This is a genomic window from Nostoc sp., assembly GCF_036917095.1.
GTDB lineage: Bacteria > Cyanobacteriota > Cyanobacteriia > Cyanobacteriales > Nostocaceae > Nostoc.
Genome location: NZ_JBALFH010000044.1, coordinates 642,647 through 657,144, shown reverse-complemented (window position 1 = coordinate 657,144; position 14,498 = coordinate 642,647). Strand labels below are relative to the sequence as shown.

Sequence of the window (14,498 nt, the reverse complement as noted above, 5' to 3'; positions counted from 1 at the left end):
AGTTATTTCAATAACTGATTAATCTTAATTTGCAGTTTTTCTCGTAATTGTTGTGCCTGCCGATAAGCTACTGTACGCTCTTTGTTTGAATAGTTGTATAATTCTGCTGGTTCTAAAGGCTGAATAAAGTAACGCAGGCGAGTTTTCATTGCCCAAATTCCCATTGAAGGAAACAGAATTAAGGCAAGCATTAAAGGCGAGACAGGCAAGAATGGTAATTTTACTAGTCGTTGCAATTTTTTGAAATTAACAGTCCAAGGATGTAAAGATTCACTACCGATGCAAACTACTGGAAGAATAGGAATTTGATAGCGATCGCTCAACTTAATAAAACTCACATCAAACTTTTCTAGTTGATAGCGTCTTTTCCAACCTTTCTGAGGGCCGCGGATACCTTCGGGTGCATACAAGATAATTTTACCTTGGGCGTTCGCTATAGGCGTTGGCGTAGCCATCGCTGCCTCAAAATCATCTAATTCGGCTCGCACGGCACCCAAAACCTGTGACCATTTAGGTGGTAGCCACCAAACGATCCAAGGATGCTCAAATAGTGCTGGACTTGTTACGGGTTGTACTACCCATCCTCTGGCTTCACTTAATAAATAGCCCAAGGTCAAAAAGTCCCAAGGAAAACTCATCCCTGCGTGATTCATTGCCACAATCAACGGCCCTGTTTGTGGCAAGTTTTCTACTTGTTGTAATTCTCCACGAAAATAGTATTTAACAATAGGCCCGATAACTTCTTTACGAAAAGCTTGTTGATATTTAGGATCGAATTCACCAACTTCTTTTCCGGGCGAACGAAAACCAAGACGCAACCAACGACTCAGCAGCGCCAGATAAAATCCGCCAGGAATTAAAAATAATCCATATTCGGGCCAATTCCAACCATCTGAATCGGTATGATAGTGCTGCCAATGACGGTTAAATAAAATTAGCCAGCCTGGAGGATACCAAAGACAAAACCAATCAAACCAGCTAAATATATAGCTTTCACCTGGTTTATTTTCCAGTTGAGTGTTTAGGAGGTTTTCAGAGTGTTGGTTAATCAAAACAGTTAAAGAACATGCAAAAATCCGAACAAAAGCACATCATAGCTTTATAATTTTACCATTGGCATCTTACCAGAGAAGTAAAGTTAACGATATATTTTAATAAGCATTTCCGATTTCGTTGCCAAAATTAGCAATTATTTGGAAAATTTTATGAACGCAAAGTATTAAAGGCAACTTATATCTAGGGGTATGTATATATAAAATTAGTTGATTATGAGCTATGACAATGTAACGTACTACCGATAAATTTTCGGCAGTGCGTGATAGCTGATAATCATCAAATTGCCTTAGATAATACTATTGTGGGATCGCAAACCAGACAAAATTTAATATTTATTTTATATCTACGTTCTACACCGAGCAGTAACCAATGAACACTAATAACTGAATATTAATGTTTCGCCAAAAGATGAAGTTGATAATAACTAATGACTGTGCAAATTCTTCCTCAAGCTGGAGTCAAATGGCGAGACACCTGTCTTACTCTTCCTATTATGGAACTAGAAAAGTCACTAAAAATTGCAGATTTAATCCGCGAACTTCGGCAGCAACTCGATCTCTCTCAGGAAAAATTTGCAGCTAAGTTGGGAGTTTCCCTGCGAACAGTTAATCGCTGGGAGAACGGATCTACAGTGCCTTCACAGATGGCACTAAAGCTAATTGAAGAAATGTTACAGAAGATGGGCGAACCAGGCAAAAGACTACTGAACGAGTATCTCCTAAAAGCGGAGCAACGGGAGGACTCTTAAAATGATGCTGAAAGTACTCGAAAAAATTTTGATGATGCGCTCTTGGTTACTAACCTATGGTGTGATGATTCTGGCAGTCATAGCGGCGCTGCTGCTGACGCGACTGTTATTGCCAGTTTTCGAGCCGAGCGTATTTCCATTATTTTATGCTGCTGTGGCCATCAGTGCCTGGTATGGTGGCATAGGGCTTGGAGTACTGGCGATCGCTCTTTCTGTTACAACTGCTCTTTATTTTTTGATCGAGCCAGTCTACTCGTTCGATTTCCTCAGCCTGAATGTCTTGGTACGATTAACCACGTTCTCATTAGTATCCTTCTTAATTACTGCACTCTCTTCAGAATTACGAACTGCTAGACGCAAGGCAGAGAAAAGCCTAAAGTTGTTGCAAAATAGCGAAATGAAGTTTAGCCGACTGGTAGAGTCCAACATCATTGGAGCGATCTTAACTGATATGAACAACGGTTCGATCGTCGAGGCCAATGATGCTTTTCTGAAGATGGTCGGCTATACGCGAGAAGATTTGTCCGCGAACCAAATGAAATGGCGGGAGATGACCCCACCGGAGTATCTTCTATTAAGCGAGCGTTCAGTGGAAGAACTGAAAACTATGGGAGTATGTAAACCCTTTGAGAAGGAATACATCCGCAAAGATGGCGATCGCATTCCCGTTCTACTCGGTTCTGTGCTTGCGGGAGATACTCAAGAAACAGTCATTGGTTTCGTGGTTGATTTAAGCGAGCGCCAACAAGCAGAAGCGGCATTACAGCAAGCCAATCAGCGGAACACACGCACTCTGGAAAACATGAGTGATGCATTTATTACTTTAGACCGGGACTGGCGAATCATCTACCAAAATGCCGAAGCAGAGCGAATTAACGGCAAACCCCGTACAGAGGTTATCGGTAAGTCGTACTGGGAGGAATGGTCTCTATCACTAGGAACTAATATAGAGCGCCAGTACCGATGGGCGATCGCAGAACAGATTCCTGTCCACTTCGAGCATCACTACTACTTCCCGCCTAAGCATGACCTGTGGCTGGAGATTCACGCCTACCCTTGTGAGGATGGTCTTGACATTTTCTTCCGTGACATCAGCGAACGCAAGCAAGTAGAACAAACTTTGCGGGAAAAAGAGGAACGTCTGAGGTTAGCTAACGAGCGTTTTGAGTTAGCATCTGCTGCGGTCAACTGTCTCATTTATGACTGGAATTTAGAGGAGGATACCGTTGAAAGAACCGAAGGGTTAACCCGAATTTTGGGCTATTCTCTCGCACAAACTGAACCAACTGGTAATTGGTGGCGCGAGCTTGTTCATCCAGAGGATTTGCAGCGCGTACTAGAGGAGGCGGTAGTTGCTTTGGCAAATAGCGATCGCTATGCTGTCGAGTATCGCATCCGCAACCAGAAAAATCAGTATATTTATGTACTGGATCGAGGAATAGTGGTACAGCGGGATGCTGATGGAAAACCAATCCGCTTAGTTGGCAGCACTACAGATATCAGCGAACGCAAGCAGGCAGAGAAAGCAGTCCAAGCAAGTGAGGAACGCCTTAGGGGTTTTTTCAAAGCGAATATAGTTGGCATCTTCTTTGGTGATGTGAATGGTGATATCACTGAAGCCAATGAAGAGTTCTTGCGAATTGTCGGCTATACCCAGGAAGATATCCAGGCAGGCAGACTACGCTGGACTGAGATCGCGCCCCATGAGTACCAATATTTAGATGAACTGGCTATTGCCGAGGCAACAGCGAAGGGAACCTGTACTCCCTATGAGAAGGAATGTATTCGTAAAGATGGTTCTTGTGTCCCGGTTGTAGTTGGCTACTCTTTGTTAGGAGAATCTCGGCACAAATTAGTCGCATTTATTCTGGATATTAGCGATCTCCAGCAAGCAAAAAAAGCGCTGAGTCAGAGTCAAGAGCAATTTCAAGCTTTTATGGACAATATTCCCGCCGCAGCATGGATTACGAATGCAGACGGGCGTGTAATTTACCTCAGCCCTAATTATCTGAGTACATTCGATGTAGCAACAAATAAGGCGATTAATAAAAACATTTTTGACCTATACCCAGCCCAAATTGCTCAACCCTTCCTCGATAACATTAAAATGGCTGCCGAGACGAATCAGGTTGTTGAAACCATCGAGTCTGCCCCACGCACAGATGGCACACTCGGCGAATTTTTGGTATATAAGTTTCCCATTACCGATGCATCTGGGCAACGCCTGGTAGGAGGGGTTGCAGTTGATATCACCGAACGCGAACGCACCCTTCGCGAACGCCAGCTTGCTGAACTTGCCTTACAAGAGCGTAGCGAACGACTCAAGCTGCTCTCTGAAACAACCAGCGATTTGCTTTCAACCGAGCGCCCCTTGGATTTAATGAACAGCTTGTTTAGCAAACTCTCGGCGCAGATGGATTTGCACTTTTATTTTCACTATCTAATTGAGACGCACGAAAATAAGCGGAAACTTCGGTTAGTAGCTTGGAACGGCATTACTGATGAAGTATTTCAAACAATTGAATATCTGGAATTTAATCAAAGGATGTGCGGACTAGTAGCGCAAGAACGCCGTCAAATAGTTGTTAATGATGTGCCGAACTCTACTCATCCAAATGCCGAGAACCTTAGTGCTTTGGGAATCACAGCCTATGCAGGTCAACCATTAATTGCTCAGGGAAAGCTGCTTGGTGTCCTCTCCTTTGCCAGTCGCACCCGTACCCAGTTCACTTCTGGGGAAATTACTCTATTACAAGCAACTTCCGATCAGGTGGCGGTTGCTTTGGAACGCGCTCAGTTGATGGATTCGTTACAGCAGCAAAAAGAGCAATTAGTTCAAGCTAACCGGATCAAAGATGAATTTTTGGCGGTGCTTTCCCACGAACTTCGCACGCCGCTAAACCCGATCTTGGGATGGTCGAAGTTACTACAAACTAAAAAGTATGATGAAGCAACCACCACTCGCGCTCTCGAAACTATTGAGCGCAATGCCAAGCTTCAGACGCAACTAATTGAAGATTTGCTAGATGTCTCTCGCATTTTGCAAGGTAAACTCAGCCTGAATATTGCTCCTGTGAATCTGGAAACTGCGATCGCATCTGCAATAGAAACTGTACGTCTAGCCGCCCAAGCCAAATCTATCAATTTGCGATTTACAAATTTAGATTTTGGATTAGAAAATCATTTAGAATCGATCGATTTGAAGCAGCAATCTGACAATTTAAAATCCCAAATCCAAGTGCAACAAACCCACCAAAGGTGCGACCCGAAATTATTAGTAACTGGTGATTCAGGTCGCTTGCAGCAAGTTATCTGGAATCTACTTTCCAATGCGATTAAGTTTACACCTCAAGGTGGACAGGTAGAAATCAGTTTACAGTCTGTTGGTTCTCAGGCTCAACTTCGAGTTAGCGATACAGGTAAGGGAATTAGCCCAGATTTTTTACCCTATGTATTTGAATACTTCCGACAAGCTGATGGTGCAACTACCAGGAAATTCGGCGGACTGGGATTAGGATTAGCTATTGTGCGTCACATTGTAGAGCTACATGGCGGCACAGTTAAGGCAGAAAGTTTGGGCGAAGAACAGGGAGCAACCTTTACAGTCATGCTACCGCTGATGAAGACTTTTCTAAATAGCCAGCAGATTGATAGACAACCTGATGATTCGCCCGATCTAAATGGGCTGAAAGTTCTGGTTGTGGATGATGAGCGCGATACCAGAGAGATAATTGCTTTCATTTTGGAGCAATCTGGCGCTCAAGTAATGCAAACCGCATCTGCTATGGAAGCACTACGAGTTATGCCTGAGTTCCAGCCAAATCTGCTGTTAAGCGACATTGGAATGCCAGAAGTAGACGGCTATATGCTGATGCGTCAAATCAGAGCTATGTTACCAGAACGTGGAGGGAAAATTCCAGCGATCGCTCTCACAGCTTACGCATCTGAGGCTGATTCCCAACAGGCAATTGCCGCCGGCTTTGGGCAGCATATCACCAAGCCTGTGGAACCAGCTAAATTACTTGAAGCGATCGCTAACCTAATTTCTAGTTGTAGCAATCTGCGTTAGATTTTTTCCTCTATCAAAGTCACCAGAGGCAAAAACCACCTCTGGCGCTACTTTAGGGACTTGCAAAAAATAAATTATCCCAAATTATTTATAGATTTGTAGGGGCGCAAGGCCTTGCGCCCCTACGACGGGATATTTTTTTAACTGGAAGTCCCTTATATCATGTCCGCCTGATTAGTTATGATTCGGTGCATCTGTGCAAGAACCTGAAAACTCTTTCTCCCCCTGCCCCCTGCTCCCTGCCGTAAAAGCGATTGATTCTTTTTTATTTAAAAGTCCCCAATTATGAGTCTGAGCCTGATTTAAAGAATCCTTTAATTTTTCAGCCAGAACTTGTACGTAGGGTTCTTTGAGAAAGGAATGGTGAGAACCAGGAACGTACTGGATCTCCAATTCTTCAGCCACCAACTTGCCCCAACCCAATTGCGGATCGAAATCAAAGCCAATACCTTCTAGTCGCTGCCCATCATCAGTTCGCAAGAGAAGTAATTTTCCTGGGTAAACTTGCATTGTATAAGTTCTTGCAGCTTGGGCATTAATCTCCATGATGTGTAAGTGACGTAAGTCACGGGTTAAGGGACGACCAATATCTAAGTAAAACTTGTAGACAATCTTTTGGAACTTATCGGGGATCAGATTACTCCATTTCCCAGCTTTTTCCCAAAAATAGTTGGGCCCAAGTTTTAAAAATTTATTCCAATGAAGCGGAATTCGTTTGATAAATGGCAATCTTTTCTTAGAATTCGGGCCAGAACTATCAAACAGAATTAACAGACCTACTTTCTCACCTTGAGAGTGTAGTTGCTGGGCCATCTCAAAAGCAACTGTGCCCCCAAAGGAATACCCTCCTAGAAAATAAGGGCCATTGGGCTGAAGGGTTTGTATCTCTTTGAGATAATGAGATGCCATATCTTCAATTCTGGTATGGGGAAGCTGTCTTCCATCCAAACCTTGGCATTGTAATCCATAAACTGGTTGCTCTAGACCAAGATGACGGGCTAAATCCCAGTAAAAAAGCACATCTCCGCCAAGGCCATGAATACAGAACAGAGGTGGCTTGGAACCTTTGGGTTGAATTGGCACCAGAGGCGACCAAGGTACATACGATTCCGACTGGCTTTTTTGCCTGGTTAAGTTCTCATCTTCTGGGCGTAGAATGCTAGCTAGTTTCTCTATTGTTGATTCTTGGAATAGAGTAGCCAGAGGCAGGTTCTTACCGAATGTCTTTTCTATCTGGGCAAACAAGCGCACAGCTAGCAGCGAATGCCCTCCCAACTCAAAAAAGTTATCTTTTATACTAATAGGCTTGATACCTAAAACGTCTTCCCAAATCTTTGTTAGCTCAATTTCTAACTCATCTCTTGGAGCCACAAATGTAGTTGCTGACATTTGCTGGATTTGGTCGGGTGCTGGTAGAGCATGACGGTCTACTTTGCCGTTGGGAGTTAGGGGCAGAGCGTCTAGAAAAACAAAAGAGGAAGGCAGCATATATTCGGGCAGTCTCTGTTTTAGGAAACTACGCAGTTCGCTGCTGGTGAGTGATTGTGCTTGCTGCTGGTTAAAGACGATGTAGGCAACTAGACGCTTGTCGCCGGGCATATCTTCCCTAGCTATAATCACGGATGACTGGATGTTGGGGTGTTGGTTGAGTAACGTCTCAATTTCTCCAGGCTCGATCCGTACCCCTCTGATTTTAATTTGACGATCTTGACGACCAAGAATTTCTACAGAGCCGTCAAGTCCATAGCGTCCGCGATCGCCTGTGTAGTAAAGTAAATCATCTTTGTCATTGCAAAAGGGATTTTTGACAAACTGAAAAAGCTTTTCTTCCGGGGCATTAATGTAGCCGTAAGTCCGAAAAGGGGTTCGCAATACGATTTCGCCTGCTTCCCCAATGCCACACAATTGATGGTTTTCTCCTAAAACCAGTGCTTGGGTTTCCGGCAGTGGGAAGCCTATTGGCTGGACTCCGGGTAACAAATCAACAGGTAGATGGTAGTAGCATTTTGCTAAAGTCGTCTCTGTGGGGCCATATAAATTGGCAATCTCCCCTGATTCGGGAAAAGTGGAACGCCAGTGGCGAACAAGGCTGTCTGTTAGTGGTTCGCCAGCAAAGAATACCCAGCGTAAAGTCCGTAAACTGACTCCTGGTGGTACATTGATTAGCCAGGATTGTGCGAGTGCCGGCACGGTGTGTAACAAAGAAATCTGCTGACGTTCCAACCAGGGCAGAATACTAGAAGGTGTTAGATCGTCTTCCTGTGCAGGCAAACAAAGGGTAGCACCACTTGTTAAAGGTAGAAATACATCTCTAAGGACGACATCAAAGGAAAGACCTGTTAATTGAGCAACACGGTCTTGTGGTTTGACACAAAATGTCTGCCGCTGCCAGGATAGAAAGTGAGACAGCCCTTTATGAGACCCCAGTACTCCCTTAGGAACGCCTGTAGTCCCGGATGTAAAGAAAAGATAAGCAGAATCTTCAGAAGAGAGGGAAACTAAAGGCTCAGAAGTGGGAAGTTGGGAATTAGCTAGTTTTGGTTTCCCTGTATCTGGGTGAATGGAAATGATTTGAAGAGATTCCCAGATTCCCTCAGTTTTCGGCGGATTTACGCCAACATACAACAGGTACTGGGCTTTGGCTGAAGTCAGCATCAACTGCTGCCGTTGCTGAGGTAGGTTCTCATCAAGAGTCAGTAATACTGCACCACTTAGTAGCACACCTAGTATACTGGCAATTAACCCAAAGCTCCGGCAACCAGACACAGCTACGACCTGACCCCGTTCAACTTGGTGAATTAGTAAAATCTGTGCGGTTATCTGAGCAGCTTCTACTAGTTCCTGATAAGACCAGGTGCGCGAACCTTGACTAACGGCTACTTGTTCGGGTGTAATGTTTGCCCAAGAGATGATTTGGGTGGTAATTGGTTTGTAATCTGGCTCTGGTAGGGCAATACTGGGATTAGGAAGTAAGGTTCGAGTTTTCGGCGTCACCAAAGAATAAGACTGAATCGAGCTATCGGGTGCGGCAATAATTTGCTCCAGCAGATATTTGAATTGATCCAAAAAGCAGGTGATGCGTTCGGGAGAAAATAGAGCTTTTCGATACACTAGCTGTAGGCTCAGTTTGCTTCCCTGTTCTTGCACATACAGAGTCATAGTAAATTTTGACTCTGGTTCGCTCAACTTGGAGAAGTCTCTAACATTAAGTCCAGAAAGTTCTAATGTTGTTTGTGGGGTGTTGAAGAAGTTGAACATCACATCAAATAATGGATGTCTACTCAAAGAGCGTTCTGGTTGTAGTTTCTCTACCAGTTTCTCGAAGGGTAAATCTTGGTGAGCATAGGCTCCCAAGGTGACTTCCCGCACCCGATTTAGCAGTTGCCGAAAAGTCGGGGTTCCCGATAAGTTAGTACGCGTTGCTAAACAATTCAGGAATAATCCAATTAGCTGTTCAGTCTCTTCCTGGTTTCTGCCAGCAATCGGCGTACCTACTATGATGTCTTCTTGCCCTGAATAACGGTAGAGCAAGACTTTAAACGCCGCTAGCAGGGTCATAAACAATGTTACTCCTGAGCCTTGGGAGAGTGATTTGAGTGCAGCGACTAAATTTTCGGATAGCTCAAGAAATCGATCCGCACCTTGATAACTTTGGGCTGGTGGAGGTGGATAATCAGTTGGTAACTGAAGAACGGGAAGACTACCACCAAGCTGCTCTTTCCAGTAAGATAGCTGAGATTCTAAGACTTCACCCTGGAGGTATTGGTGCTGCCAAACAGCAAAGTCAACATACTGGATAGGGAGTTTTGTTAATCGGTCGGGTTTATCAGCACAGAAAGCTGCGTACAGTGCTGCCATTTCCCGAAAGAATATACTGTAAGACCAGCCATCGTAAACAATGTGGTGCATTGTTAATAGCAAGACATGCTCTGTTGCTGTTAGGCGCAAGAGTTTGGCGCGAAACAGCGGCCCTTGCGCCAAATCAAATGGCTGTTGTGCTTCTTGATTAGCAAAGCTTTGGGCTGACGCTTCCCTCTGAGTTTCGGGAATTTCCTTGAGGTCGATTAATGATAATGTAAAATTTATATCTTTTAATATGACTTGTCTTGGTTGTCCATCCACTGATGGGAAAACGGTTCTCAGGATGGAGTGGCGTTGCCAAATTTCATTTAGACTCTGCTCTAAAGCGGTAATATTTATTACACCTGTTAGCCGATAAGCGGCTGGCATGTTATATGCAGTGCTGTCAGGTTCCAGTTGATTGAGGAACCAGAGTCTAGCTTGGGCAAAAGAAAGAGGTAGATCGCCTTCCTTTGCTGCTGGTAATATCGAGGGCAAGTTGGAACTTACAGCAGTATTCGCTTGATGCAGATATTCTAAAATCTCTATTTTGCGCGATCGCAGTTCTTGCAGCAGTGTAGGTGTTAGTGTTTCAGGGGGAGCTTTATAACGCAAGCGATCGCCTTCTGACCAAAGTTTGACATCTAAACTACGAAGCTCAGACAAAAACCGATCGATGGTTTTCATATTTCGCCCTCTTCATAGCTGTCCATTGTGTCAGTCTGCGATTGTTGAGTTGCCCAACGAAGTGTATCGATGCGATTTCCTAGTTCAGCCACGGTAGGTGCTTCAAATAAAGTACGCAAGGGAATTTCTACTCTAAAGGTTTGGCGTAGTCGAGACATTATTTGGGTAGCTAGCAATGAATGTCCGCCCAATGCAAAAAAGTTATCGTGGATTCCAAGCTTTTCCAGTTTTAGGACATTAACCCAGATGTCAGTTAGCTGCTGTTCAACAAGAGTGCGGGGAGCAACGAATATTTCTTCAAATTCAGTTCTAGTGTAGTTAGGTACGGGTAAAGCGTTGTAAGCGACCTTGCCATTAGCTGTCAATGGCAAACTATTCAACAATATAAAAGTTGAAGGAATCGTGTAGTTAGGAAGTTTTGACTGCAAGAAACTGCGGATTTCTCTGATTCCTAAAGTCTGTTCTGACTCTAAATGAACATATGCTACCAGACGCTTATCATTAGGCGTATCCTCTCTAAGTACGATCGCACTCTGCTTTACAGCAGGATGTTGAGCTAGTACAGATTCTATTTCGCCTATTTCTATACGGAAACCGCGGATTTTAACTTGGTTATCGATGCGACCGAGATATTCAATATTTCCATCTACGAGAAAGCGAACTAAATCACCGGTTTTGTAAAGGCGATCGCCTGCTTTTTTACTGAAGGGATTGGGGATAAACTTCTGTGCTGTTAATTCGGGTTGATTTAAATAACCTCTAGCTAGTCCAACTCCGCCAATGTGCAATTCACCCGGTACGCCTATTGGTACTGGTTGCAAATATTGGTCTAAAATGTACAACTGGGTATTAGCGATCGCCTTACCAATGGGTATGGAACCGGAAGAATGTTTCCCGACTGGAATTTGATAAACACAACAGCCTACCACTGTTTCTGTCGGGCCGTATTCGTTGATTAACATCGTATCTGGAGCTACATCTTGCCAGAAGGTGATGCTTTCGGCTAATAAATTTTCGCCACCAATAATAAAAGCTCTAGTTTTATTTGCGATCTCTGCTTTGGATAACTGTTGCTTAAGCAAATCCAAGTGAGCAGGGGTAATTTTCACCAAACTTAAATTCGAGCTTTTCTTTAAAGCTTCAGAAAGGGCTTCGATGCCTTGTTCTTCTGATAGCAATTCGACTGTGCGGCCAACTAATAAAGGTGAGAAAAGGCTGGTGATTGTTAAGTCAAACCCCAAAGGTGAGTGAACTAAAGATCCGACTCCTTCCTCTACTGCATATCTTTTAGTACACCAACTTAGATAGTTAACTAATCCTTGATGGCTAATTAAAGTTCCTTTGGGTTTACCAGTGGAACCGGAGGTGTAAATAATATATGCTAAATCTAATGGCGTTATTGTAGTAATTGGATTCTCAATTTCTTGTTGATTTATAACTTCCCAATCACTATCTATACAAATGACTTTAATTCCATCTGTAGCTAAATCTGCTATTAAATGCTGTTGAGTCAGCAGCACTGGCATTTGAGAATCGTTTAAGATAAAAGCTTTTCTTTCTAAGGGGTAACTTGGGTCAATCGGGATGTATGCACCACCCGCCTTGAGGATACCAAGCAATGCGATCGCCATCAGAGGCGATCGCTCTATACAGATCCCCAGATTCCCCTCAGAACCCACACCCAGTTTTTGCAGATAGTGCGCCAACTGATTTGCTCTTGCATTCAACTCCCGATAAGTTAATTGCTGGTCTTCAAACACCACCGCCACGCGATCGGGAGTCCGTTCCACCTGTTCTTCAAACAATTGATGGATACACTTATCTTTAGGATAATCTACCTCAGTATCATTCCACTCCACTAACAACTGATGCTGTTGAGCTGGCGTCAAAATTGGCAAATGTGAAATCTGCTGATTGGGTTGAGCAACCACACTTTCCAACAATACCTGCCAATGACTTATCATCCTGCTGATAGTGTCAGCATCAAACAAGTCTGCGTTATACTCAAAACAACCATTGATATTTTCTGTTGTCTCTTGTAGCTTCAGAGTTAAATCAAACTTTGCAGTCTTGCTCTCCACCTCAATTGCCTTCAGGCTCAAACCAGGAATTTCCAACGCCAACACTTGCTCGCTTTGGAGAACAAACATCACCTGAAAAAGTGGCGAGCGACTCAAATCTCGTTCCGTTTGTAGTTCTTCTACCAGCTTCTCAAAAGGTAGGTCTTGGTGGAAGTATGCTGACAATACTACTTCCTGCACCCGACCTAACAATTCCCGAAAACTTGGATTCCCTCCAAGGTCGGTTCGCATGACTAAAGTATTAGCAAATAATCCAATTAACCCTTCAACTTCAGTTTGGTTGCGGTTAGCAATTTCCGACCCAACAATAATATCTTCCTGACTCGTGTAGCGATAGAGCAGTGTCTTGAATGCTGCCAACAAAGTTGTGAATAAGGTAACTCCTGACTGCTGACTCAAAGACTTAAGTGCAGCAGTTAAATCTTTGGATAAATTCAAAGATTGTCTTGCACCCCGATAAGTCTGGACTGCCGGACGCGGACGGTCTATCGGCAACTTCAGTACGGGTAACTCTCCTCCTAGCCGCTGCTTCCAATAAACAAGCTGAGATTCCAACACTTCACCAAGCAACCACTCACGTTGCCAGATAGCAAAGTCAGCATACTGAATGGGTAGTTTAACCAATGGTGATGATAAGCCATTGGAAAAAGCTTCATATAAAGTCGTAAGTTCTTGCAAAAGTACGCCCCAAGAGTAATCATCGCCAATAATCTGGTGTATTGTTAGCAGCAAAATATGCTCTTGTTCGCTCAATCTCTGCAAAACTGCACGTAGTAAAGGCCCAGTCGTCAGGTCAAAAGGCTGCTGCACTGACTCATTTATCAGCCGTTGACTCTCTTGATAACGCTCACTTTCAGAAAGCTCCGTCAAATCCACTGTTGGCAGCTTCCAGTTCGAGGCGGAGGCAATGAACTGTAATGGTTGCCCATCCACAGCAGTAAAAGTGGTTCGCAAAGGGTGATGGCGCTGCACAATTTCACCTAAACCCTGCTCCAGTGCCCTGATATCAAGCAAGCCCTTCAGCTGAATAGCTAGAGGTATGTTGTAGGTGTTGCCAGGATTTAACTGGTCGATGAGCCACAGCCATTGTTGAGCAAAGGACAATGGAGCAGAGTCTAACTCCTGCCTTGTAATATTTTTGAGCGCAGAGATAGAATTCATCTGAAAGCCTCTGGACGATTAAGTGTGTTAAATAGGATATTTTAAAAGTCCAAGAAGGTATAATTTTTTTGCTGTTCTGACTTGGTTAACTCCGACGATAAACCAAGGTTTCAACCGCGTACTTAGATACTTGGCTGTGCTAATTATGAAAGCAAAAGACCCTTTTAAAACATCTTCATTTCATCTACGTAAAGAGCACAGCCTACGGTTTTGTTATTAGACCCATAAAGTGAGCAACAAAGCTAAAATATTTGGAATTTTGTAATAGGTAACTAATGACTTATCCTTTACGTAATGATTCCTTATAAAACATCAATTATTTATTTGGTTAGTCGATTACGCGAATGGTAAGTAATTGCTCAAAATTCATTTATTTTGGTCATTTTCAACATAACCATAATTATTTATTTAACATGAGCAAACGCTCACCTAAACTTTTTTACCAAATCTTCAATATTGAGACATATGTGATTTTTTAAACAATTACACAAATATGTGATTTTACTTACAAAAACTAGTAATAATCTTAAGTCTTTTGGTACTATAAGAAACTTACTTACCACCTTAAAATGGGATTATTATTAAGTTAAATTACAATATCAATTCTTTTGACAAATAAATATTTTATTTTTTTACAAAAAATACTTTTCTGTTATAGAAACGTATTAGCAAAAATATAATTAATATTTATAGGACGCGTAGAGAATTTTTCTGTCTAATCGCATTTCAGCTTTACATAAACTTTATAAATGCGTTTCAGGTGTAGTTCTGTGTGGACATTAGTTACAAAGCGCGATCGCTTCTGGGAATTTACCAACCGCATTGAAACATCACTCTTAAAAGTAATTTTCAAAGC

The 14,498-nt window shown here is 43.1% G+C and carries 5 protein-coding genes; 2 read left to right on the top strand and 3 right to left on the bottom strand.

Annotated features, from left to right (window positions below; translation table 11 throughout):
• Positions 1-2 precede the first annotated feature (2 nt).
• Entirely contained in the window at positions 3-1,052 is a 1,050-nt protein-coding gene (locus V7L01_RS27330) for a 1-acyl-sn-glycerol-3-phosphate acyltransferase (protein WP_335040402.1), read from the bottom strand.
• Positions 1,053-1,483: 431 nt separating this feature from the next.
• Between V7L01_RS27330 and V7L01_RS27325 the strand changes: the two genes are divergently transcribed.
• Positions 1,484-1,804: a helix-turn-helix domain-containing protein gene (locus tag V7L01_RS27325; RefSeq protein WP_335040400.1), complete on the top strand. Its 321-nt coding sequence runs from the start codon at positions 1,484-1,486 to the stop codon at positions 1,802-1,804.
• Between the two features lies 1 nt (position 1,805).
• Positions 1,806-5,873 (top strand): PAS domain S-box protein, encoded by a 4,068-nt coding sequence (locus tag V7L01_RS27320; RefSeq protein ID WP_335040398.1) that lies wholly within the window; start codon positions 1,806-1,808, stop codon positions 5,871-5,873.
• A gap of 174 nt (positions 5,874-6,047) precedes the next feature.
• Here the strand turns inward: V7L01_RS27320 and V7L01_RS27315 are convergent, their stop codons facing one another.
• Both V7L01_RS27315 and V7L01_RS27310 read right to left on the bottom strand, forming a co-directional pair.
• Positions 6,048-10,400, bottom strand: a complete 4,353-nt coding sequence (locus tag V7L01_RS27315; RefSeq protein ID WP_335040397.1) for an amino acid adenylation domain-containing protein — start codon at positions 10,398-10,400, stop codon at positions 6,048-6,050.
• A complete protein-coding gene (locus V7L01_RS27310; RefSeq protein ID WP_335040396.1) occupies positions 10,397-13,642 on the bottom strand; it encodes a non-ribosomal peptide synthetase in 3,246 nt (1,081 codons plus the stop codon). Before V7L01_RS27310 ends, V7L01_RS27315 begins: the two co-directional genes overlap by 4 nt.
• Between the last annotated feature and the right edge of the window lie 856 nt (positions 13,643-14,498).